Raw genomic sequence first — 22,143 nt, forward strand, 5'->3', positions numbered from 1 at the left:
GGCCTTCGGAGCCGCCCTTTATCCTAGCCGCGCAGCATGGCCAGCAGGCGGGTATCGGCATAGCCGTCGGGCGTCACGCCGCGGGAACGCTGGAAGGCCTTGATCGCCTCGGTCGACTGGCTGCCGAGCTTGCCGTCCACCCCGCCGGTGTCGAAGCCGCGGGCCATCAGCAACCGCTGGATCTCGGCCTTTTCGCTGTTCGACAGCGTGCGGTCGCCGCGCGGCCAGCTGCCCTGGATGCCGCGGCGGCCGGCGATGGCCTCGCCCAGATAGGCCACGCCGAGGGCGTAGCTGTCCGAGGCGTTGTATTTCAGGATGGCGCGGAAGTTTTCCGTGATCAGGAAGGCCGGGCCGCGGGCACCTGCCGGCGCCAGGATCGAGCCCGAGGGCACCGGCGCACCGCTGACCGTGCGCACCCCCATCGCCGCCCATTGGCTGCCGGAATGCTGCACCGACTTGCCGGCCTGGTTGAAGTCGAAGCCCGGCGGCAGGATCACCTCGGTCCCCCAGCTCTGGCCGGGGCGCCAGCCGTTCTGGCGCAGATAGCTGGCGGTCGAGGCCAGCGCGTCGGTCGGGTCGTCCGACCAGATGTCGCGGCGGCCGTCGCCGTTGAAATCGACCGCATGGCCGAGGAAGGACGAGGGCATGAACTGCGTATGCCCCATGGCCCCGGCCCAGCTGCCGACCATATGGGCGCTGTCCACGTCGCCCGACTGGATGATGCGCAGCGCCGCCACCAGCTCGCCGGCGAAAAATTCGCCGCGCCTTCCGTCATAGGCCAGCGTCGCCAAGGCCGGCACGATCCGGGTATTGCCGCGATTGGCGCCGAAGTTGGATTCCATGCCCCAGACCGCCAGCACGATCTCGCGCGGGACGCCGTAGCGCGCCTCAATGGCCGAAAGCGTGCCGGCATATTGCGCGGCCTTGGCGCGGCCGGTCGCGCCGCGCGTGCCGATGGCGCCGTCGAGATAGTCCCAGACCGGCTTGGTGAACTCGCTTTGCTTGCGGTCGAGCGCCACGATGCCGGGCTGGTAATGCGCCCCGGCCATGGCGCTGTCGAAGGTCGCGGGCGAGATGCCGGCCGCCAACGCGCGCGGGCGGAAGCTTTGCACCCAGTTGCGGAAGCCCGCCTCGGAGCCCTGCCCGCCGGCCGTGGGCAGCCCGCCGAAATGGCCGCCGCCGACGGCGCCCGGTCCCTGGTTCAGCGACACGCCGCAGCCTGCCAGGGCAAGGGTCAGCACGGCCATGGTCGCGATGCGCGAGATGCGTCTGGTCATTCTGCCTGTCCGTTCCGTATTCTTGTTCTGCCTGCTCTGCTTCGGGCCAGTCTAGCCCAGCCGGGCACGGCTGGATAGGGGCGGATCAGCCCTGCTCGTCCCAGAGCGGCTCCATCTGCGCCACGATCACCGCGTTCTCGGCCAGCGCGCGGTCCATCAGGGCGCGCTCCTCCTCGGGGATCTCGTGACCCTCGGCCAGGCGCTCGTCGATGCTGCCGTGGCCGGTGACTTCCAGCGGCGCAAGACCGGCCTGCTTGAGGATAGCGACCGTCTCGCGCACCGCCTCCTCCTCGGTCACGCCCGAGGCATAGCAGACCAGCGCCGCGCCGCTGGCCTCTGCGGGCAGGCCGTCATCCGCGGCGCGGCCGACCTGGACCAGAAGCGTATAGACCTGTTGCATGGCTTTCCCTTTGTCGCGATCTGCCGTCATATCGCCCGAAACGGATGGAGGAGACAATGAGCAAGAGCTTGCGCCGCGTGCAATCGGCGCTGGAGGCGGCCGGCCTTGCCGCCCGGATCCGCGAGACCGACGACAGCGCCCGCACCGCCCAGGGCGCCGCGGCGGCGGTCGGCTGCGCCGTGGACCAGATCGCCAAGTCGGTCATCTTTCGCGGCGAGGAAAGCGGTCATGTGGTGCTGTTCCTGACCGCCGGCGGCAATCGCGTCGATCCGGCCAAGGCGACCGGGGTGGCCGGGCAGCGCCTGGACAAGGCCGATGCCGAATTGATCCGGGCCGAGACCGGCTTTGCCATCGGCGGCGTCGCCCCGGTCGGGCATCTGCGCCGGATCGAGGCCTGGCTGGACCCGCGCCTGCTGGATTTCGACCTGGTCTGGGCGGCGGCGGGCACGCCGCGCCATGTCTTTGCCATCGCGCCCGCAGATCTGCTCCGCATTACCGGCGCGAAGGCGGCGGATTTCACCGCCTGAGATGGGAAGGGGGCGGGAATGACCCCGCCCCGATCGCTATCCGGCCACGGCGCGGTAAAGCCAGATCAGGATCACCGCGCCGATCAGCCCGGCCACGCCCTGCGCCAGCCAGCTGCCGGCCTGGGCGTTCAGCCCGACCAGGCCCAGAAGCGCATTGCCGACGATGGCGCCGACGATGCCCAGGATGACGTTGAGGATGATCCCCGTGTCCGCCTTCATGATGCTGCTGGCGATCCAGCCCGCAAGACCGCCGACGATGATCGCGGCCAGCCAACCCAAACCCTGCATGTGAAACTCCGCTTTCAGGATGCCTGTCAGGGTTGAACGCAGCGGCGGCGCTTGGGTTTCACGCCGGGCTCACGCAAGGGCGAGCCCGGTGCAGGGGCGCAGCGGCTCAGTCGCGCAGCAACTCGTTGATCGAGGTCTTGGAGCGGGTCTGCGCATCGACGCGCTTCACGATCACCGCGCAATAAAGGTTCACGCCGTTCTTCGAGGGCATCGAGCCGGCGACCACCACCGAACCGGCCGGAACCTCGCCATACATGACCTCGCCGGTCTCGCGGTCGACGATCTTGGTCGATTTGCCGATAAAGACGCCCATGCCCAGGACCGAGCCCTCGCGCACGATGCAGCCCTCGACCACCTCGGAACGCGCGCCGATGAAGCAATTGTCCTCGATGATGGTGGGGCCGGCCTGCATCGGCTCCAGCACGCCGCCGATGCCGACGCCGCCCGACAGGTGCACGTTCTTGCCGATCTGCGCGCAGGAGCCGACGGTGGCCCAGGTATCGACCATGGTGCCCTCGTCGACATAGGCGCCCAGGTTCACGAAACTGGGCATCAGCACCACGCCCTTGGCGATATAGGCCGAGCGGCGCACGACACAGTTCGGCACGGCGCGGAAGCCGGCAACCTGCCATTGCGCCTCGCCCCAATGGGCGAACTTGCTGTCCACCTTGTCCCACCAGGTGCCGCCCTGCGGGCCGCCCATCTGGACCTCCATGTCCTTCAGGCGAAAGCCCAGCAGCACGGCCTTTTTCGCCCACTGGTTGACGTGCCAGTCCTGGCCGCGCTTTTCGGCGACGCGCAGAACGCCCTTGTCCAGCGCCTCCAGCGTGGCCTCGACGGCGTCGCGGACCTCGCCCCTGGTGGCGGGGGTGATCTGGTCGCGGATCTCCCAGGCGGATTCGATGGCGGCTTCAAGGGCGTCATTCGACATGGTCTGGCCTCTCAACGGTGGAAACTCTTGCCCGAGGGCTATAAGCCGAGGGCTGCGGCCGCGCAATGCGGCGGTTTCGGCCAGAGGTTTGGATGACAGAACTTGACGAGCGCAGCCACCCGTTCCGCGACAGCCATCAGGACGTGGCCGTGGCGCAGACCACGCCCGACACGGCACAGACCCGCGCGCCGGCCTATCGGCTGGCTTTTACCGATACCGAATTCCTGCTGCGCGAGGAACTGCGCCCGGTGCGGTTGCAGCTTGAACTGCTCAAGCCACAGATGATCATGGATGCGCGCGGCATCCGCTCGACCGTGGTGATGTTCGGCGGCGCCCGCATCCCCGCCCCCGAGCGGCGCGAGGGCGCGCGCACCCCGGCGCTGGCCGCCCTGTCGCATTACTATGACGAGGCGCGGCGCTTTGCCCGGCTGATGACCGAACGCAGCCTGAAAAGCTATGGCGCCGAGAACGTGATCTGCACCGGCGGCGGGCCGGGGGTGATGGAGGCGGGCAACCTGGGCGCGCATGAGGCGGGCGGCGCCTCGATCGGCCTGTCCATCGTGCTGCCGCACGAGCAGACGCCGAACGCCTATGTGACGCCGGACCTGTGCTTCAACTTCCACTATTTCGCCATCCGCAAGATGCATTTCCTGATGCGGGCCAAGGCGGTGACCATCTTTCCCGGCGGCTTCGGCACCATGGACGAGATGTTCGAGGCCCTGACCCTGATCCAGACCGGCCGCATGCGGCGCGTGCCCTTCATCCTGTTCGGACCGGAATTCTGGCACAAGGTCATCAACTGGCAGGCCCTGGCCGAGGCCGGCACCATCAGCCCCGAGGATCTGGAACTGATCAGCTTCGTGGAAAGCGCCGACGAGGCGGTCGAGATCATCGACAACTGGGTCGTGCCCTGCGCCTGAAACGGACCGTACCGCCCGGACCCTCCGCACCTGGGCCCCAATTCGCGGCTCCGGCCCATTGGCCGATCACCCGCGGCCGCGGTCCGCATATCGCCGCGGCCCTCCGCCTCGGCGCCTTTTCCGGCCGGCTGCCGCACGCTCCTCCGCGCCTTTCCGGCCGGTAGCAGCACCCTGAAGCCCATGGCCGGCAAGGCATCATCCCGGATCGCGGCAGGCCGTCGCATTTCGCCGCCGCCCGCCGCACCTTTCCTGGTCAACTGCCGCGCCGCCGCGGTCGCGGATTGGCAAGGCGTCGTCACGGATCCTGTCGTACAGCGGCGTTGATCGGCGGGCGTTCCCAGAGGCCGGGGAAAAACCTGTGCCGCGAGCCCTTTCGGACCATCAGCACCGCGCCGTTCCGGCCGACCGATCCGCCGCTCGCGCAAGGGCTATTTCGGCCACCAGGCAATGAAATCGCCCGCCGCGACGGTCGCTGGCTGGTCGCCGCCCCGACGTTCCGCCGCTGCCGGCGCCTGTTGGCCCTGGGTCGCACCGTGGCGATAGGTCGCATGCGACAGTTCCGGCCGCAACTCGGGTTCCGGCTGGTCCTCGACCGCGCGAATCACGATGGTGCCCAGCTTCAATGCGCGCTGGAAGGATTCGTCGTCGCCATAGATCGCGGTCAGGAAGCGGATCACCTTGGCACGGAACACGGCGCGATCCTGCGGTCCGTCGGCATCCTCGGCCGCGGCCCCGGCCGGCGCATTGCCTTGCGGCGCCCGGGCCGATGCGGCCTGCCGCGCGCGGCCGACGCCCTGGCGGCCAAGCTGCGTGTCCTGGGCCACCCCGCCCGATTCCTCGACCGGCGGCACCTCGGGCTGGGCGCGGGCAAGGGTGGGGCCGATGATTTCGACTTCTCGCGCCGCCGGCGTGGCGGCGGGACCGGCCCGGCTTTGGATCTGATGAACGACTGGAATCATGACACACCCGCGGATACGTGATCTGGACAGGCTTATCCTAGCCGTTTCCCGGCGGATTTCACCCGTTCTTTGCCGGATGTTTTCTTAAAATCCTAGCGATCTGAAGGGCTTGTCATTCCCGGTGATAGGGGCTGCCGGCCAGGATGGTGGTGGCGCGATAGATCTGCTCGGCCAGCATGACGCGGGCCAGCATATGCGGCCAGACCATGCGGCCGAAGCTGATGGCCAGATCGGCGCGGTCGCGCAGGCCGGGGTCGATGCCATCGGCGCCGCCGATCACGAAGGCGACATCGCGCGCCTGGTCGCGCCAGCCGGCAATGCGGCCGGCAAATTCGGGGGAACTCAGCATCTGGCCGCGCTCGTCCAGCACCACCAGGGCGGCACCGTCGGGAACGGCCCTGGCCAGCAGCGCGGCCTCGGCCGCCATGCCGCCGCTGCGCCTGTCCTCGACCTCGGCCAGGGTCACGGGCGGCAGGCCCAAGGCGCGGCCCGCCTTGGCGTGACGGTCCAGATATTCGGCGATCAGCTTCGCCTCGGGGCCCTGCCGCAGCCGCCCGACCGCGGCAATGACCATGCGCATGGATCAGATGCGGGGCTTGCCGGCCTCGGCGGCGGCGTGTTCGGCGCGCAGCCGCTCCAGCGTGGCCGAGCGCAGGGCGTCGGCGGGCATCCACATCTTTTCCAGCTGATAGAACTCGCGGACCTCGGGGCGGAAGACATGGACGATCACGTCGTCGGTGTCGATCAGCACCCAATCGCCGGTTTCCTTGCCCTCGATGCGGGCCGAGCGGCCGGTCTGCTCCTTCAGGCGCTCGATCAGCTTTTCGGCGATCGAGGCCACCTGCCGCGCGTTCCGGCCCGAGGCGATCACCATGTGATCGGCCATGGCCGAGCGGCCGCGCAGGTCGATGGTCACGACATCTTCGGCCTTGTCGTCGTCAAGAGAGGCAAGAATGCGGTCCAGTAGCTGATCGCTCGTCAGCCCGGATTCCGCGGTGGTCGCAGCCGGCGCAGCAGCCGGCGAGACGGTATTGGACAGGGTTCATCCTCCGGTCATCACGCCGATCTCCCCCGGCGCCGGGGCCTTACCAATGTAGCACGGAATCGCGCCCGCTCAATGCAGGCGCGGCGGATTTCTGGAGGCATCGCCCGCCGGACAGGCCGAAACCGGCAGATTTCCCCAGGGATCGGCGCATCTGACCTGCCCCGGACCCCAGGCCAGGTGCCGGCTTTCGACGCCCGCCGCCGCCCGCGCCTGCTTGAGCGGTGTATCCGCCCAATGTACCGCCAGCGCGAAAACGGCCACGCAGATCAGCGGGATCGCCCGCAGGATGATGCGAATCAGCATGATCGGTCCCCTTCCGTGACTTTTGGCACCAAGATAGGGACGATTTCTCAACTTGGAATTAACAGAGCCGTGTGGCGATATTGAATATGAAGTGAAATCGCCCTATTAATCCCCCTATGCGAGGATTCGTCTATTTCGACATTCACGACCGCGCCCGCCTGCCCGGCCGGTTCTACGGCGAAAGCCTGTCCGTCACCGCCCGACTTTGACGGGAGCGGGCGCCTGCGCGCGCCCTGCCGCAGGCTGCGGCGCCCCCTCCGCCCTTTCCCAGCTAGTCTTCCAGAAAAGAGACAGCCATGACCGGCAACACCAATGCGGGCGCGCCCCGCACCCTCTATGACAAGATCTTCGACGCCCATGTGGTCGAGCGTTCCGAAGACGGCACCTGCATCCTCTATATCGACCGCCACCTGGTGCATGAGGTGACCTCGCCCCAGGCCTTCGAAGGGCTGCGCATGGCCGGGCGCAAGGTGCGCCGCCCCGACCAGACCATCGCCGTGCCGGACCACAACGTGCCGACCACCGCCGACCGCGTGGACGGGATCGAGAACCCCGAGGGTCGCATCCAGGTCGCCGAACTGGACAAGAACGCCCGCGAATTCGGGCTGAACTATTATCCGATGAACGACATCCGCCAGGGCATCGTGCATATCGTCGGGCCGGAACAGGGCTGGACCCTGCCCGGCATGACGGTGGTCTGCGGCGACAGCCATACCGCGACGCATGGCGCCTTCGGCGCGCTGGCGCATGGCATCGGCACCTCGGAAGTGGAACACGTCCTGGCCACCCAGACGCTGATCCAGAAGAAATCCAAGAACATGAAGGTGGAAATCACCGGCAAGCTCCGTCCCGGCGTCACCGCCAAGGACATCACGCTGGCGGTGATCGGCAAGACCGGCACCGCGGGCGGCACCGGCTATGTCATCGAATATTGCGGCGAGGCGATCCGCGAGTTGTCGATGGAAGGCCGCATGACCGTCTGCAACATGGCCATCGAGGGTGGCGCCCGCGCCGGCCTGATCGCCCCGGACGAAAAGACCTTCGACTATTGCAAGGGCCGCCCGCACGCCCCGAAAGGCGCCGCCTGGGAGGCCGCGGTCAGCTGGTGGAAGACGCTGTTCAGCGACGAGGGCGCGCATTGGGACAAGGTCGTCACCATACGCGGCGAGGACATCGCCCCGGTCGTGACCTGGGGCACCTCGCCCGAGGACGTGCTGCCGATCACCGGCACGGTCCCCGCCCCCGAGGATTTCGAGGGCGGCAAGGTCGAGGCCGCGCGCCGCAGCCTCGACTACATGGGCCTGAAGCCGGGCACGCCGCTGAACCAGATCAAGATCGACGCGGTCTTCATCGGTTCCTGCACCAATGGCCGGATCGAGGATCTGCGCGCCGCCGCCGGCATCCTCAAGGGCCACAAGCTGGCGCCGGGCGTGCGCGGCATGGTCGTGCCGGGCTCGGGCCTGGTCAGAATGCAGGCCGAAGAGGAGGGTCTGGACAAGATCTTCATCGACGCCGGCTTCGAATGGCGGCTGGCCGGCTGCTCGATGTGCCTGGGCATGAACCCCGACCAGCTGGCGCCCGGCGAACGCTGCGCCGCGACCTCGAACCGCAATTTCGAGGGCCGCATGGGCCGCGGCGGCCGCACCCACCTGATGTCGCCGGTCATGGCGGCGGCGGCGGGCATCAAGGGCCACCTGACCGATGTGCGCGAACTGCTGGCGGAAACCGTCTGATGCTTCGGGCGGGGCCCCTAGCGGCCCCGCCGCAGAAGCATCAGGGCGTTGATCGCGATCAGCACCAGCCCGGCGTTCTCGAACCAGAAATTGAGCCCGAGCTTCGCGAAGTCCAGGCTGAGGAGCCTGTCCACATGATGAAAGCCCACCGCGCGCACCAGCACGAAGCCGCACAGCAAAGCCAGCCCCGCCAGGGCAAGGCCGTTGCGGCGCATGCGCCCGCGCAGGGTGTTCGTCGCCCAGGCCAGCGCGATCGCCACGCCCAGCACCAGCCCGGCGACGAAGGCCAGCTGCACCAGATGGCGGTCGTCGTACCAGCCCTGCGCCCGCGCCATGCAGCGCCCGGCAGCCGTCAGCGCGGTCTGCAGGTCAAGCTGCTTGTTCAGCCCCAGGAAGGCCATCAGCCCGGCGGTCGTCAGCCACAGCCCGCGCGCAGCGCCGGCCGGACGGCGGCGCAGCACCATGACGGCCAGCACGAAGCATATCAGATACGAGAGCACCGTCAGCCAGCCGGTGATCTCGGGGTCTCCGATCTGCGGCCTCCAGTCGCGCGCGATGCAGGCGCGCAGGGCCGCAAAGCTGGAAAACCCGAAAAACATCAGCGAAGCCCTTTCCATGCCGCAAGGCGCCGGACGGGTCTCGGTTAACGGGCCACGGCGGCCCAAGTCAATTCTGCGAGGATCACGACATGGACAAGTTCACCACCCTGACCGGCATCGCGGCGCCCATGCCGCTGGTCAATATCGACACCGACATGATCATCCCGAAACAGTTCCTGAAGACGATCCACCGCTCGGGTCTGGGCAAGAACCTGTTCGACGAGATGCGCTATGACGCCGAGGGCAACGAGATCCCGGATTTCGTGCTGAACCAGCCGGCTTACCGCGAGGCACAGATCATCGTCGCCGGCGACAATTTCGGCTGCGGCTCCTCGCGCGAGCATGCGCCCTGGGCGCTGCTGGATTTCGGCATCCGCTGCGTGATCTCCACCAGCTTCGCCGACATCTTCTACAACAACTGCTTCAAGAACGGCATCCTGCCTATCGTCATGCCGCAAGAGGTGGTGGATGTGCTGATGGAGGACGCGAAAAAGGGCGCCAATGCCCGCATGACCGTGGACCTGGAAAACCTGACCGTGACCACCTCGGACGGGCAGAGCTTCCCCTTCGAACTGGACCCGTTCCGCCGCCATTGCCTGCTGAACGGGCTGGACGACATCGGCCTGACCATGGAAAAGGCCCCCGCCATCGACGCCTACGAGGCGCAGATGGCCCAGAGCCGGCCTTGGGTGTAAGGCCGCTGGCCGGGGCGGCCCTGCTTGCCATCCTGGGCCTGGCCGCCCATGCCGATCCGCTGCGGATCGCGACCTACAGCCCCGACCTGTCGCGCGACGGGCCGGGGCTTTTGTTGCGCGACCTGGGCCGCAAGGACGCTCAGATCGAGGCGGTGGTGCAGGTGCTGGCGGAAACCCGCCCCGACATCCTGCTGCTGACGCATTTCGACTGGGACCACGACGGCCGGGCGCTGGACGCCTTTGCCGCAAGGCTGGCCGAGGCCGGGCTGGACTATCCGCACCGCTTCGCCACCCGGCCGAATTCCGGCATGGCGACAGGGCTGGACCTGAACGCCGACGGGCGGCTGGGCAGCGCCGACGATGCGCAGGGCTTCGGCACCTTCTCCGGCCAGGGCGGCATGGCGATCCTGTCGCGCCACCCGATCGGGCCGGTGACGGATTACACGGCCTTCCTGTGGCGCGACCTGCCCGGCCACCTGATGCCGCCGCTGCCCGAGGAAGCGGCGGCGATCCGCCGCCTGTCCTCGACCGCGCATTGGGACGCGGTGGTCACGGTCGCCGGCCGGCCGCTGCACCTGCTCGCCATGTCCGCGACGCCGCCGGTCTTCGACGGACCCGAGGATCTGAACGGCCGGCGCAACCATGACGAGCTGGCCTTCTGGCTGCATCACCTGCCCGACGGCCCCTTCGTACTGGCCGGCAACCTGAACCTCGACCCCCTGGACAGCGAGGGCCGGCCCGAGGCGCTGGCCCGGATCATGGCGCATGTCACCGACCCCCTGCCTCGCAGCGCCGGCGGCACCGCGGCCAAAGGCGGCGTGAACGGCAGCCACAAGGGCGATCCGGCGCTGGATACCGGCGACTGGCCGGACGACAAGCCGCCGGGCAACCTGCGCGTGGATTACGTCCTGCCCGCGAAAGGGCTGGCCGTGCTGGGCTCGGGCGTGTTCTGGCCGGCCGAGGGTCCGCTGGCCGAGGCCGCGCTGGCGGCTTCCGCGCACCGGCTGGTCTGGGTCGACCTGGACTGGCCGCCGGAACCCTGATTGGCACGGCCTACCCGCCACCCGGCGATTCCGCCAGCCCGATCCCCCGCCATCTTCTTCGTTCTCCAAATACCCATGCGGCAGCGCCGCCCGCCGACCCGTCGCCCGCTCTCCGACCCCGCCGCAGCTTCCCCCCGATTCCGCTTGCCGCCGCCGCGCCATCGCAGGTAACATGAGCGTGTATCGGTGCCCCTTTCCGGGGCCAAAAGGGAATGCGGTGCGGCCCTGGGCATTCAGGACCAAATCCGCAGCCGCCCCCGCGACTGTAAGCGGAGAGCGGACGCCCATCGCGCCACTGGCCATCCGGCCGGGAAGGCGGGCGTCTGCCGTGACCCGCAAGCCAGGAGACCTGCCGATGCATGGAACCGCAACGTCGTCGGGTTGGACGACATAAGGAAAGGGTCGCAGATGACCGCAAAACCCATGACCGCCGCAGGGGCCAGCCGCGCCTCGGTGCTGTTTCCCGCCATCGCCGCCTTCGCGATCGGCTTCGGGCTGATCTTCATGTCCGGGCTGGTGCAGGCCGAGACCCTGCATGACGCCGCCCATGACGTGCGTCACGCCACCGGCTTCCCCTGCCACTGATGTTCTCGCGCATTCTGACCAGCGGATTGATCGCTGGCGCTGCAACGGGGCTGATTGCCGCCCTGTTGCAGCTTTGGTTCGTGCAGCCCGTGCTGCTGCATGCCGAACTGTATGAATCCGGCCAACTGGCGCATTTCGGCGCCGAAGCCGTCAGCGCGCATCAGGATCTGGGATCCTTCGAATGGACCCGCAACCTGCTTTCGGTCCTGTTCACCATGATGGTCTATGCCGGCTACGGGCTGATGCTGGTGGCGCTGATGGCGGTTTCCGAATCGCGGGGCAACGCGGTCACGGCGCGGCAGGGGCTGCTTTGGGGCCTGGCCGGCTATCTGACCATGCAGCTCGCCCCCGCCTTCGGCCTGGCCCCGGAAGTGCCGGGCGTCGCCGCCGCCGATGTGCAGCTCCGCGCGATCTGGTGGCTGGGCACCGCCGCCACCACCGGGCTCGCGCTGTGGCTGGTCGCCTTCGGCAAGGGCTGGGCGGCCTGGGGCGCGGCCATCGTGCTGATCCTGGCGCCGCATCTGATCGGCGCGCCGCAGCCCGACAGCTATGCCGGCCCGGTCCCGCCCGAGCTTTCGGCGGAATTCGCCGGCCGGGCGCTGGGGGCGGGCGCGATGGCCTGGGCCCTGCTCGGCCTGCTGGCCGGCTGGTTCTGGCAGCGCGAAGGCCAAGGCGCACCGGTGCCGCAGGCCGCCTGATCGGCGCCGCAACCCTTCCGGCCGGGCGTGCCTGCCGCGCCCGGCTGTTCCATGAAACGGGGAAAAGACATGGATCGCTCGATCCCGATGCTGCTGATCGGCCTGGTCTTCGGCGGCGGCATGGGCTTCGTCATCGCCGCCGCCAACGGCATCACGCTGGACGGCCACGACCACGGCGCGCATGGCCATGGCGCCCAAGCCGCGGCGCATGACCACGGCGCGCCCATCGACCTGCCCGCCGGCAGCGCCACCGCCGCGGCCCGGCTGGAGCCCGACAGCACTGCGGGCTGGAACCTGTTCATCGAGGCCGAGGGCTTCTGCTTTGCCCCCGAACATGCCGGGCTGGCCGACCGCCGGGGCGAGGGCCATGCGCATCTTTACCTCAACGGCGCCAAGATCGCCCGGCTCTACGGCCCGGCCCATCACCTCGACGCGCTGGGGCCCGGAGACCGGCTGCGGGTCGAGCTGAACTCGAACGACCACCGCCCGCTGACCGTCTCCGGCCGGCCGCTTGCCGTCGAGCTGACCGTGCCCGACCGGCCGGTGGGCATCCGCGCCGGGGCCGCGGGCCTGCCCGACAGCGCGATCTGCGCGGCGCCGTGATGGAGTTCGGCGCCGAGGACAAGGCCGCCTTGCAGCGCATCCTGCGCTGGCGCCGCGACGTGCGGCATTTCCGCGACGCCCCGGTCCCCGAACCGCTGCTGGAGGAATTGCGCGCGGCGATGGAACTGTCGCCCTCGGTCGGCAATGCCCGACCCTGGCGGGTGATCCGCGTCGAAAGCCCCGATCTGCGCGCCGCGATCCGCGCCGATTTCCTGCGCTGCAATGCCCAGGCCGCCACCCGCTACCAGGGCCGGCAGCGGCAGGCATACGATGCGCTGAAGCTGGCCGGGCTGGACCGCGCCCCGGTCTGGCTGGCCGTCTTTACCGAGATCGACCCCTCCGAGGGCCACGGTCTTGGCCGCGCCACCATGCCGCAGACCCTGCGGCAATCGACGGCCATGGCGATCCATGCGCTGTGGCTGGCGGCACGGGTGCGCAACCTGGGGCTTGGCATGGTCTCGATCCTCGATCCGGCGCGGATCGGCCCGCTGCTCGCGGTGCCCGAAAGCTGGGAGTTCTCGGCGCTGCTCTGCCTGGGCTGGCCCGAGTTCACCGACGACACGCCGCTGCTGCACCGCACCGGCTGGCAGGAAAACACCGCCCCCGGCTGGCAGCGGCGCTGAAAGGCCCCACCGCATCCGGCGGGGCCGCCTGGTTCAGGGCTGCGAGGTGGCCGGGCCCATGGGCTGGCCGTTGACGGTAAAGGGCCCGCCGCCCTCGGGCATCTGGATGTCCCAGAGATACTCGCCGCTCGCGCCGGGCTTGGCCATGGCGCGGGCCATGCGCAGCATCATCAGCGGCTGGCCGGCCTCTTCCTGCGGGGCGGCGGCCAGCGCCGCCTCGACCTTGTCGAGCCCCATGGCCGAGATCAGCACCGCGCCGGTGGGCGCAGCCCCCGGACCCGCCGCGATATCGGCGCGATAGTCGATCCGGTAGCCGTCGCCCTTGATCTGCGAGGGCGCAAGCGTCAGGTCGGCCGTGCCCCTGGGCAGCAGCGCCGCCTGCAACTGTTCGGGTACCAGCCGGGCAAAAGGCTCGTCGGCGGCCAGGTCGAACCCCTCGATCAGCATCTTCGCCGGTGCCGCCAGATCGAAGCCCGAAGCGGTGAAGTCCAGCGTCACCTCTTGCGGCAGGATCGGCACGGCCCAGGGCGGCAGCACGCCTTCGGGCACGGTCAGGCCCGACAGCGCCACCCGTTCGTGCAGCCGGCCGTCGGCGGTGGCACCGGACAGGCCGATCGCCACCTTGGTCGAGGCAAGGCCGAACTCGCCCAGCGGAGAGCCGATCTTCAGGTCGTGCAGCACCGCATCCATCGACAGGTCTTCCCATAGCGGCATGGCCGCGGCCAGCTTGTCGCGCAGCCCGTCCTGCGCGCCCTTGATCAGTTCCTCGGACGGATGGGCGACGAACCAGGAAAGCAGGGACAGCACGCCTTCGCTGCGCATGCCGGTGATCTGGCCGCTGCCCTCGTAGCCCGGCGCGGTGATCTGGAAGGTCATCGGCTGGCCGCCCGGACCCATCAGGATCTCCTGCGACTGCTCCAGCCCCTCGGCGGTGAAGCTCATGGCCTGATCGACGCCGCCGGCCTTGCCGGGCGCGCCGTTCACCGACCATTCCATCCGCGCCGTGCGCTGGTGATCGCGCGAAACCACCTGCGGCTCGGCCGAGGGCTGGTCGGGCGCGGTTTCGGCAGCAGGCAGCGGCGGCGCATATTGCACCGATTCGATGACGTAATCCGTCATCACCGCCTTCTGTTCGCGAAAGCTCATCAGCGATTCGTCCCAGATGCCGGTCGATTCGACCCTGGTCGAGCCCTTCTGCTCGAACATCTTCGGCACCACCACCGACCAGCTCAGCGCCTGGTCCTCGCTGACGCCCCAGCTGCCGTCGCCATTGTCGGTCAGCCGATAGGTCAGGGCCGAGACGCTGACCTGGGCCTGATCGGCCGGAACCTGCGCCAGAAGCGGCGCCGGATCGATGCGCAGCTCATAGCTTTCGCCCTGCGGGGTGACGGCGACCACGCCCTCGGTGCCGCCGAAATAGGTCTGGAAAACGCCGCGCAGCCTTTGGGCCCCCTCATCGGTGGCGGGCACCGCCCAGGCCGCCGAGACGGGGCAGATCGCCAGCAGTGCCACAAGGCCTTGTCTCGCAAACATGTTCGAACATCCTTTCGAAAAATCACTCGTTCTGCACCAGCGGCAGATGACAGGAAACGGGCTAGAACTCCACCCCAGGCTGGGCCTTGATGCCGTCGCGGAAGGGGTGCTTGACCTGCTCCATCTCGGTCACAAGATCGGCCAGCGCGACAAGTTCCGGCTTGGCATTGCGCCCGGTCAGCACGACATGGGTCATCGGCGGCTTTTCGCTGCGCAGGAAGTCCAGCACCTCGTCCAGGTCCAGGTAGTCATAGCGCAGGGCGATGTTGATCTCGTCCAGCAGGACCATGCGGATCTGCGGATCGCGGATCAGTTCCTTGGCCTTTTCCCAACCGGCGCGGGCGGCGGCGATGTCGCGCGCCTTGTCCTGGGTTTCCCAGGTGAAGCCCTCGCCCATGGCGTGAAACTGGCACAGACCGGCGAAATGCGCGGTCAGCAGCCGCCGCTCGCCCGTGTCCCAGGCGCCCTTGATGAACTGCACCACCGCGCAGGGCATGCCATGGGCGATGCAGCGCAGGATCATGCCAAAGCCGGACGAGGACTTGCCCTTGCCCTTGCCGGTATGGACGATGACCAGCCCCTTCTCGCCCTGCTTTTCGGTCATCATCCGGTCGCGGGCGGCCTTGATCTTCGCCATCTTCTCGGCATGGCGGGCGTTGTCGTCGGTCTGCATCGGGCACTCCTTCGCTTGACAAGTCGGGACCGGGCGCGCACAGACAGGGGGCGCTGGTTCCTGTCCTACGACAGGCGAAGAGGGAATGCGACAGGCAACCGCCTGGAAGCAGCCGCCCCCGCGACCGTGACCGGAAAGGTCGCCCCATGGCCACTGGCGAAAGCCGGGAAGGCGGGGCGGCCGTGGGCCAAGGCCCGAATCCGCAAGCCGGGAGACCTGCCAGCGCGCGAAGGATTGACCGGCGGACGGGGTGTTCCCGCTGGGGCTTGGGCGCTGGTCCCCTGCCTCGTGCCGCCTTGAGGGATGAAGGGCGCATGACAGTCACGCTGCATGTCTGCATCACCTGCCGCGCCGGCCAGCCGGTGCTTGAGGGCGAGCCGGTGCCCGGCGCGCGGCTGCATGACGCGCTGGCAGCCGAAGGCGCACCGGATGGCGTGCGCATCGTCCCGGTCGAATGCCTGTCCGCCTGCGCCAGCGGCGCCGCCATCGCGCTGTCGGCACCGGGCCGCTGGACCTATGTCTATGGCCGCATGTCGGCCGAGGACGCCCCCGAGATCCTGCTAGGCGCCGCCGCCTATGCCCAGGCCCCCGACGGCATCGTGCCCTGGCGCGAGCGCGTCACGATTTTCCGCAAGCGCAGCCTCGCGCGCATTCCCCCGATCGGATAAGAAATGAGCGACCTGACCAAGACCCCCGTGACCGTCATCACCGGCTTTCTCGGCGCCGGCAAGACCACGCTGATCCGCCACCTGATGCTGAACCCGCAGGGCAAGCGGCTGGCGGTGCTGGTCAACGAATTCGGCACCATGGGCGTCGACGGCGAGATCCTGAAATCCTGCGCCGACGAGAACTGCCCGGCCGAGAACATCATGGAGCTGTCGAACGGCTGCATCTGCTGCACGGTGGCCGACGATTTCATCCCGACGCTGGAGCGGCTGATGGCGATGCCGGTGAAGCCCGACCACATCCTGATCGAGACCTCGGGCCTTGCCCTGCCCAAGCCCTTGCTGAAAGCCTTCGACTGGCCCGCCATCTGCTCGCGCATCACCGTGGACGGGGTGATCGCGCTGGCCGATGCCGAAGCCGTCGCTGCCGGCCGCTTCGCCCCGGACGAGGCCGCCGTCGAGGCGCAGCGCGCCGCCGACGACAGCCTCGACCACGAAACGCCCCTGTCCGAGGTGTTCGAGGACCAGATCGCCTGCGCCGACATCGTGCTGCTCTCCAAGGCCGACCTGGCCGGCGAGGACGGGCTGGCCGCCGCCCGCGCGGTGATCGAGGCCGAGGCGCCGCGCAAGCTGCCGATCCTGCCGTTGACCGATGGGGTGATCGACCCGCGGGTGATCCTTGGGCTGGGCGCGGCGGCCGAGGACGACCTTGCCGCCCGCCCCAGCCATCACGACGGCGCCGAGGACCACGAACATGACGATTTCGACTCGGTGGTGATCGAGCTGGCCGAGATCGCCGACCCCGGCGAGCTTGCCGCCCGCATCGAGCGGCTGGCGCGCGAGCAGAACATCCTGCGCGTCAAGGGCCATGTCGCCGTCGCCGGCAAGCCCATGCGCCTGCTGGTCCAGGCCGTGGGCGAGCGGGTGCGCCACCAATACGACCGGCCCTGGGGCGACGGGCCCCGCGCCTCGCGCCTTGTCGTCATCGCCGAGCATGACGATATCGACGAGGCCGCGATCCGGGCGGTCCTGGCCGCGTAAGCCATGCACGTCGTCTTCCGCGAAAGCCGTGGGCTTGAGGAAACCGAGGTTCCGACCGACCCCGGCCAAAGCCCCGCAGAGCTGGTGGTGCTGTCCTATTCCGACAGCGACCTCGGCGCTTTCGCGGCGGGCTGGCACCGGGCGGCCGGCGGCCTGCCCACGCTGCGGCTGTACAACCTCTCGGCGCTGCGGCACCCGGTCTCGGTCGATCAATATGTCGAGGCGACGCTTTCGGGCGCCCGCGCCGTGCTGGTCCGGCTGATCGGCGGCGAGCCCTATTGGCCCTATGGCGTGGCCAGCCTTCAAGACCTCGCCCATCGCTGCGGCATCGCGCTGGCCTTCCTGCCGGCGGACGGGCGCCCTGATCCCACGCTGGACCGTTTCTCGACCCTGCCGGTGCCGCTGCTGCGCCGGCTTTCGGCGCTCTGCGACCAGGGCGGCGCGGTCGCGGCGCAGATGGCACTGGCGGAACTGGCGCAGGCGGCAGGACTGCCCGCCGCCCCGGTCCGTGGCGAGGCCGCGATCCCGGATTTCGGCTTCTACGATCCCGACCGCGGCGTCATCGACCGCCCCGAGCCCGGCGTGCTGGTCAGCTTCTATCGCAGCTACCTGACCGCGGCCGACCTGGCACCGGTGGATGCGATGATCCGCGCCCTGCGCGGGGCGGGGCTGAGGGCGACCGGGGTCTTCGCGCCCTCGCTCAAGGCGCCGGGCTTTGCCGACTGGCTGGCGCCGCATCTGCCCGGCCTTGCGGCGGTGGTGAACCTAACCGCCTTTTCCGCCCGCGACGATGCCGGCGCCACGCCCTTCGACGGCGCGGATTGCCCGGTCTTTCAGGTGGCGCTGTCCACCGCCCCCCGCGCGCTCTGGGCAGCCGAGGAGCGCGGCCTGTCCGCCGCCGATCTGGCCATGCATGTCGTGCTGCCCGAGGTCGATGGCCGCATCTTCCTGGGCGCGATCAGCTTCAAACAACCGCAAGAGCGCGACCCCGACCTGCAATTCGCCCGCGTGATCCACGCCCCCGACCCGGACCGCATCGCGGCGGCCGTGGCGCGGGTCACGGCCTGGCACCGGCTGCGGCAGGCGACACGCCGGGCGGTGGTGCTCTCCACCTATCCCGGCAAGGCGCATCAGCTTGCCCATGCCGTGGGGTTAGACGCGCTGGCATCATGCGGCACGATCCTTGGCATCCCGCATGACGACCTCGGCCACCGGCTGATGGCCGAGCGCATCCATTGGCCGCTTTCGGACTACCGGCAGGCGCTGGCCCGCCTGCCCCGACGCCTGCAGGACGACCTGCAGGCGGCATGGGGCGAGCCGCCGGCCCAGGGCTTCCGTTTCGCCGCCCTCCGCCACGGCGCAGACCTGATCGCCCTGCAGCCCGAGCGCGGCGAGGTGAAGACCCGCGCCGACGATTACCACGACCTGACGCGCACCCCGCGCCACGACTACGTTGCCTTCTACCTCTGGTTGCGGACGCAGGCGGAGGTGCTGATCCACATGGGCGCGCATGGCACGCTGGAATGGCTGCCGGGGAAATCCGTGGCGCTGTCCGATGAATGCTGGCCCGAGGCGCTGCTGGCCGACCTGCCCGTGGTCTATCCCTTCATCGTCAACGATCCGGGCGAGGCCGCGCAGGCCAAGCGCCGGCTGTCCGCGGTGACGCTGGGCCATATGCCGCCGCCGCTGGTCGACTCCGCCATCCCCGAGAACCTGGCGCATCTGGAGCGGCTGCTGGACGAATATTCCACCGCCGACGGGCTGGACCCGCGCCGCCGCGACCGGCTGATCGCGGCCATCCGCGACGAGGCCCGCGCGGCAGGGGTGGAATCCGACCTGGGCCTGCCTCCCGATGCCGCGGCCGCCGAGGCGATCCCGCTGATCGACCGCTTCCTCTGCGATCTCAAGGACAGCCGGTTCGGCGACGGGCTGCACATCTATGGCACCGCCCCTGGCGAAACCGAGGGGCTGGCCCGGGCGCTCTCGGGCCATCGCGTGGCGCCCGGCCCCTCCGGCTCGCCGGCGCGGGGACGGCTGGACGTGCTGCCGACCGGGCGCAACCTCTTCGCCGTCGATCCGCGCGCCGTGCCCTCGCGCAATGCCCATGCGCAAGGGGTGAAGCTGGCCGAGGAGCTGCTGCGCCGCCACCTGCAGGACCATGGCGACTGGCCCAAGGGGCTGGTCGTCGACCTGTGGGGCAGCGCCACCATGCGCACGGCGGGCGAGGAATTTGCCATGGCGCTGCATCTCGCCGGCCTCAGCCCGCGCTGGGACGGCGCCTCGGGGCGGGTCGCGGGCATCGAGATCCTGCCGCTGGCCGAACTCGGCCGGCCGCGCATCGACGTGACGCTGCGGGTCTCGGGCCTGTTCCGCGACATCTTCCCCGGCCTCGCGCAGCTTTTCGAGATCGGGGCCGAGGCGCTCTCCACCCGCGACGAAGCCCCGGCGGACAATCCCTACTGCAGCCGCGCCCCCCGCGTCTTCGGCCCGAAACCGGGGCTCTACGGCCTCGGCCTCGCCAACCTGGCCGAAAGCTTCACCGATCAGGCCCGGCAGGCGGCGGGCGAGGCATGGCTGGCCGCCGCCTCCCACGCCATCGGCGCCGATGGCCGGATCACCCACCAGCCGCAGGCGATCCGCGACCGCCTGGCCCAGGCCGATGCCTTCGTCCACGCGCAGGATCTGCCGGAATCCGACCTGCTTCTGGCCGGCGACTATGCCGCGCATGAGGCGGGCTTCGCCGCCGCCATGGCCCGGATCGGCGCACCGGCGCCCGCGCTCTACCACCTCGACGCCACCCGCCCCGGCCAGCCCCGCGCCCGGACCCTGACCGAGGAAATCGCCCGCGTCACCCGCGCCCGCGCCGCCAACCCGGCCTGGGCCGACGGCATGATGCGGCACGGCTTTCGCGGCGCGGCCGAGATCGCGGCGACGCTCGATCACATGGCCGCCTTCGCCAATCTGGCCGGCGTGGTGCCCAGCCATCTCTTCGACCTCTATCACGACGCGACGCTGGGCCGGCCCGAGGTCGTGGCCTTCATGGAACGCGAAAACCCCGCCGCGCTCGCCGCCATGCGCGCGCTGTTTGCGCGGCTGCTCGAATCGGGCCTCTGGGTCAGCCGCCGCAACTCGGTGCTGGCGGAGCTGGCGCCATGAGCTTCACGGTCAAGGGCTGGTGCCCCGGCGCCCTGCGGCCGATGCAATCGGGCGACGGGCTGGTCCTGCGCATCCGGGCACGGAACGGTCGGCTGGAACCGGGCCAGGCACGGCTGATCGCGGCACTATCGGCGCGGCACGGCAACGGGCTGATGGACCTGACCAGCCGCGCCAACCTGCAATTGCGCGGACTGGACCCTTCCGGCCATGCCGCGACCGTCGCCGCCCTGGCCGGCATCGGCCTGATCGACGACGACCCGGAATCCGAAGCGCGGCGCAACGTGATCCTGTCGCCCTTCGCCCCGGTGGGCGGCCCGGCCTGGCAACTGGCCGAGGCCATCGCCCAGGCGATGACCGCGCCCGATGCGCCGCAGGTGCCCGGCAAGTTCGGCTTTGCCGTCGATGCCGACCCGCCGGTGCTGACCGACACGCCCGCGGACATCAGGCTGCGCCCGCAGGGTCCGGGATGGCTGATCGTGCCGGACGGCGGCGATTGGGCGCTCAAGGCCGATAACACCGCCCAGGCCGCCACCCGCGCCATCGCCCTGGCGCATTGGTTCATGCAAGGCGGCGTTCAGGACGGCCGCGGACGGATGCGCGGCCACCTGCGCCGCAGCCCCGCCCTGCCCCATGGCGCGACCCCGCTGGCATCCTTTCCGTTTTCCAAATACCCCTGCGACAGCGCCACCGGAACCGCCGGCGCCCATCCGCCCGGCCCCGGCCCGGCACCGAACGGCTGGCTGCTGGGCTTCGCCTTCGGCCAGGTCACGCCCCGGCAGCTGGCCGCCGCCGCCGCCATCGGCCCGCTGCGGCTGACCCCCTGGCGCGCGCTCCTGATCGAGGGCGCCACCCGCCCGCGGATCCGGGGCGCCATCCTCGACCCCGACGATCCGCTGCTGCGCATCCATGCCTGCACCGGCGCGCCCGGCTGCCCGCAGGCGCTGGCCGATGTCCGCGCCCTGGCCCGCAGCCTCGCCCCGCGGCTCGAACCCGGCCAAAGCCTGCATGTCAGCGGCTGCGCCAAGGGCTGCGCGCATCGGGGGCCGGCCGCGATCACGCTGGTCGCCACCGCGCCCGACCGCTTCGACCTGATCCGGGGCGGCGGTACCCGCGATCCCGCCGCGCAAGGCGGGCTGGCGCCCGACCGCATCCCGCTCTGACCTTGCCCAATGCCCGCTTGCATGAGATAGCCGCGAAAATCCCAGGGAACCCCGATGCTGCACCAATACGAAACCGACGGCGCCCGGATCTACGCGCAGTCATTCGCCACCATCCGCGCCGAGGCCGACCTCGCCCGCTTCTCCGCCGAGGAAGAGCCGGTGGTGGTGCGCATGATCCATGCCGCCGGGCTGGTGGGGCTGGAACGCGACGTGGTCTTCTCGGCCGGCATGGCCGCGGCGGCGCGTCAGGCGCTGGAGGACGGCGCGCCGATCCTCTGCGATGCGCGCATGGTCAGCGAGGGCATCACCCGCGCCCGCCTGCCCGCCGCGAACCGGGTCATCTGCACGCTGAACGACCCGCGCGTGCCGGACCTTGCGGCGCAGATGGGCAATACCCGCAGCGCCGCGGCGCTGGAGCTGTGGCGCGACGACCTGGATGGCGCCGTGGTCGCCATCGGCAATGCGCCGACGGCTCTGTTCCACCTGCTCAACATGCTCCGCGACCCCGCCTGCCCGCGCCCGGCCGCGATCATCGGCTGCCCGGTGGGCTTTGTCGGCGCGGCGGAATCCAAGGCGGCGCTGATCGACGACCTGCCCGCACCGGCGCTGGTGGTGCGCGGGCGGCTGGGCGGCTCGGCCATCACCGTCGCCGCCGTCAACGCGCTGGCCAGCCGGAAGGAATGACC

At 69.8% G+C, this 22,143-nt stretch carries 25 protein-coding genes and 2 riboswitches; of the genes, 14 read left to right on the forward strand and 11 right to left on the reverse strand.

The annotated features are described in order from the left end of the window. Positions 1 to 23: 23 nt before the first annotated feature. The gene (locus tag ACNKFW_RS10030) at positions 24 to 1,277 is read right to left on the reverse strand and encodes a lytic murein transglycosylase (protein ID WP_418024241.1); all 1,254 of its coding nucleotides are present in this window, start codon (positions 1,275 to 1,277) and stop codon (positions 24 to 26) included. A gap of 85 nt (positions 1,278 to 1,362) precedes the next feature. After that, positions 1,363 to 1,677, reverse strand: a complete 315-nt coding sequence (locus ACNKFW_RS10035) for a hypothetical protein (RefSeq protein WP_081750452.1) — start codon at positions 1,675 to 1,677, stop codon at positions 1,363 to 1,365. 56 nt (positions 1,678 to 1,733) lie between these two features. Here ACNKFW_RS10035 and ACNKFW_RS10040 point away from each other — a divergent pair, with 56 nt between their 5' ends. Continuing rightward, on the forward strand, positions 1,734 to 2,204 hold the full coding sequence (locus ACNKFW_RS10040; RefSeq protein ID WP_024843034.1) for a YbaK/EbsC family protein: 471 nt from the start codon (positions 1,734 to 1,736) through the stop codon (positions 2,202 to 2,204). A 36-nt stretch (positions 2,205 to 2,240) separates the two neighbouring features. Here the strand turns inward: ACNKFW_RS10040 and ACNKFW_RS10045 are convergent, their stop codons facing one another. Then, entirely contained in the window at positions 2,241 to 2,492 is a 252-nt protein-coding gene (locus tag ACNKFW_RS10045) for a GlsB/YeaQ/YmgE family stress response membrane protein (RefSeq protein WP_024843035.1), read from the reverse strand. A 106-nt stretch (positions 2,493 to 2,598) separates the two neighbouring features. Then, positions 2,599 to 3,423 (reverse strand): 2,3,4,5-tetrahydropyridine-2,6-dicarboxylate N-succinyltransferase, encoded by an 825-nt coding sequence (gene dapD / locus ACNKFW_RS10050; RefSeq protein WP_024843036.1) that lies wholly within the window; start codon positions 3,421 to 3,423, stop codon positions 2,599 to 2,601. A 92-nt stretch (positions 3,424 to 3,515) separates the two neighbouring features. Between dapD and ACNKFW_RS10055 the strand changes: the two genes are divergently transcribed. Continuing rightward, complete coding sequence (locus ACNKFW_RS10055; protein WP_024843037.1) at positions 3,516 to 4,343, forward strand: LOG family protein; 828 nt, start codon at positions 3,516 to 3,518, stop codon at positions 4,341 to 4,343. Positions 4,344 to 4,771: 428 nt separating this feature from the next. Here the strand turns inward: ACNKFW_RS10055 and ACNKFW_RS10060 are convergent, their stop codons facing one another. The 4 genes from ACNKFW_RS10060 to ACNKFW_RS10075 all read right to left on the reverse strand — a co-directional run bounded on the left by ACNKFW_RS10060 (position 4,772) and on the right by ACNKFW_RS10075 (position 6,650). Next, positions 4,772 to 5,302, reverse strand: coding sequence for a hypothetical protein (locus tag ACNKFW_RS10060; RefSeq protein ID WP_418024244.1), 531 nt, complete (start codon positions 5,300 to 5,302; stop codon positions 4,772 to 4,774). Positions 5,303 to 5,414: 112 nt separating this feature from the next. Next, positions 5,415 to 5,882: a 23S rRNA (pseudouridine(1915)-N(3))-methyltransferase RlmH gene (gene rlmH, locus ACNKFW_RS10065; RefSeq protein ID WP_024843039.1), complete on the reverse strand. Its 468-nt coding sequence runs from the start codon at positions 5,880 to 5,882 to the stop codon at positions 5,415 to 5,417. Positions 5,883 to 5,885: 3 nt separating this feature from the next. Then, positions 5,886 to 6,284, reverse strand: coding sequence for a ribosome silencing factor (rsfS, locus tag ACNKFW_RS10070; protein ID WP_028709891.1), 399 nt, complete (start codon positions 6,282 to 6,284; stop codon positions 5,886 to 5,888). Positions 6,285 to 6,416: 132 nt separating this feature from the next. Then, positions 6,417 to 6,650: a hypothetical protein gene (locus ACNKFW_RS10075; RefSeq protein ID WP_024843041.1), complete on the reverse strand. Its 234-nt coding sequence runs from the start codon at positions 6,648 to 6,650 to the stop codon at positions 6,417 to 6,419. Between the two features lie 296 nt (positions 6,651 to 6,946). Between ACNKFW_RS10075 and leuC the strand changes: the two genes are divergently transcribed. Continuing rightward, positions 6,947 to 8,383, forward strand: a complete 1,437-nt coding sequence (gene leuC, locus ACNKFW_RS10080; RefSeq protein ID WP_418024246.1) for a 3-isopropylmalate dehydratase large subunit — start codon at positions 6,947 to 6,949, stop codon at positions 8,381 to 8,383. 17 nt (positions 8,384 to 8,400) lie between these two features. Here the strand turns inward: leuC and ACNKFW_RS10085 are convergent, their stop codons facing one another. Continuing rightward, the gene (locus ACNKFW_RS10085; RefSeq protein ID WP_418024248.1) at positions 8,401 to 8,982 is read right to left on the reverse strand and encodes a hypothetical protein; all 582 of its coding nucleotides are present in this window, start codon (positions 8,980 to 8,982) and stop codon (positions 8,401 to 8,403) included. An 89-nt stretch (positions 8,983 to 9,071) separates the two neighbouring features. On the opposite strand from ACNKFW_RS10085, the gene leuD reads away from it, so the two are divergent. The 6 genes from leuD to bluB all read left to right on the forward strand — a co-directional run bounded on the left by leuD (position 9,072) and on the right by bluB (position 13,229). Then, a complete protein-coding gene (gene leuD / locus ACNKFW_RS10090) occupies positions 9,072 to 9,677 on the forward strand; it encodes a 3-isopropylmalate dehydratase small subunit (protein ID WP_024843044.1) in 606 nt (201 codons plus the stop codon). Then, positions 9,668 to 10,720 carry an endonuclease/exonuclease/phosphatase family protein gene (locus tag ACNKFW_RS10095; protein ID WP_418024250.1) on the forward strand — a complete coding sequence of 351 codons (1,053 nt, stop codon included), beginning with the start codon at positions 9,668 to 9,670 and terminating at the stop codon, positions 10,718 to 10,720. The genes leuD and ACNKFW_RS10095 overlap by 10 nt, the downstream gene beginning before the upstream one ends. A gap of 167 nt (positions 10,721 to 10,887) precedes the next feature. Continuing rightward, positions 10,888 to 11,092: riboswitch (cobalamin riboswitch) on the forward strand. A 36-nt stretch (positions 11,093 to 11,128) separates the two neighbouring features. Next, positions 11,129 to 11,305 (forward strand): CbtB domain-containing protein, encoded by a 177-nt coding sequence (locus ACNKFW_RS10100; RefSeq protein ID WP_024843046.1) that lies wholly within the window; start codon positions 11,129 to 11,131, stop codon positions 11,303 to 11,305. Further along, entirely contained in the window at positions 11,305 to 12,003 is a 699-nt protein-coding gene (locus tag ACNKFW_RS10105) for a CbtA family protein (RefSeq protein ID WP_024843047.1), read from the forward strand. The genes ACNKFW_RS10100 and ACNKFW_RS10105 overlap by 1 nt, the downstream gene beginning before the upstream one ends. Before the next feature lie 69 nt (positions 12,004 to 12,072). After that, positions 12,073 to 12,606: a hypothetical protein gene (locus ACNKFW_RS10110; RefSeq protein WP_418024252.1), complete on the forward strand. Its 534-nt coding sequence runs from the start codon at positions 12,073 to 12,075 to the stop codon at positions 12,604 to 12,606. Next, on the forward strand, positions 12,606 to 13,229 hold the full coding sequence (gene bluB, locus ACNKFW_RS10115) for a 5,6-dimethylbenzimidazole synthase (RefSeq protein WP_024843049.1): 624 nt from the start codon (positions 12,606 to 12,608) through the stop codon (positions 13,227 to 13,229). The genes ACNKFW_RS10110 and bluB overlap by 1 nt, the downstream gene beginning before the upstream one ends. A 33-nt stretch (positions 13,230 to 13,262) precedes the next feature. Here the strand turns inward: bluB and ACNKFW_RS10120 are convergent, their stop codons facing one another. Then, positions 13,263 to 14,762: a hypothetical protein gene (locus ACNKFW_RS10120; protein WP_418024254.1), complete on the reverse strand. Its 1,500-nt coding sequence runs from the start codon at positions 14,760 to 14,762 to the stop codon at positions 13,263 to 13,265. A 61-nt stretch (positions 14,763 to 14,823) separates the two neighbouring features. Beyond that, positions 14,824 to 15,435: a cob(I)yrinic acid a,c-diamide adenosyltransferase gene (cobO, locus tag ACNKFW_RS10125; protein WP_418024256.1), complete on the reverse strand. Its 612-nt coding sequence runs from the start codon at positions 15,433 to 15,435 to the stop codon at positions 14,824 to 14,826. Between the two features lie 37 nt (positions 15,436 to 15,472). Further along, positions 15,473 to 15,674: riboswitch (cobalamin riboswitch) on the forward strand. Between the two features lie 75 nt (positions 15,675 to 15,749). On the opposite strand from cobO, the gene ACNKFW_RS10130 reads away from it, so the two are divergent. The 5 genes from ACNKFW_RS10130 to ACNKFW_RS10150 are packed head-to-tail and all read left to right on the forward strand — an operon-like array spanning position 15,750 to position 22,141. After that, positions 15,750 to 16,103, forward strand: coding sequence for a DUF1636 family protein (locus ACNKFW_RS10130; RefSeq protein WP_024843052.1), 354 nt, complete (start codon positions 15,750 to 15,752; stop codon positions 16,101 to 16,103). Positions 16,104 to 16,106: 3 nt separating this feature from the next. Then, entirely contained in the window at positions 16,107 to 17,141 is a 1,035-nt protein-coding gene (gene cobW, locus ACNKFW_RS10135; protein WP_418024258.1) for a cobalamin biosynthesis protein CobW, read from the forward strand. Positions 17,142 to 17,144: 3 nt separating this feature from the next. Beyond that, on the forward strand, positions 17,145 to 20,297 hold the full coding sequence (gene cobN, locus ACNKFW_RS10140) for a cobaltochelatase subunit CobN (RefSeq protein ID WP_418024260.1): 3,153 nt from the start codon (positions 17,145 to 17,147) through the stop codon (positions 20,295 to 20,297). Next, the gene (locus tag ACNKFW_RS10145) at positions 20,294 to 21,457 is read left to right on the forward strand and encodes a precorrin-3B synthase (protein WP_024843055.1); all 1,164 of its coding nucleotides are present in this window, start codon (positions 20,294 to 20,296) and stop codon (positions 21,455 to 21,457) included. Before cobN ends, ACNKFW_RS10145 begins: the two co-directional genes overlap by 4 nt. 54 nt (positions 21,458 to 21,511) lie before the next feature. Continuing rightward, positions 21,512 to 22,141 carry a precorrin-8X methylmutase gene (locus tag ACNKFW_RS10150; RefSeq protein ID WP_028709889.1) on the forward strand — a complete coding sequence of 210 codons (630 nt, stop codon included), beginning with the start codon at positions 21,512 to 21,514 and terminating at the stop codon, positions 22,139 to 22,141. The last annotated feature ends 2 nt before the right edge of the window (positions 22,142 to 22,143 follow it).

This window comes from Paracoccus sp. TD-10 (genome assembly GCF_048270675.1).
Lineage (GTDB): Bacteria > Pseudomonadota > Alphaproteobacteria > Rhodobacterales > Rhodobacteraceae > Paracoccus > Paracoccus pantotrophus.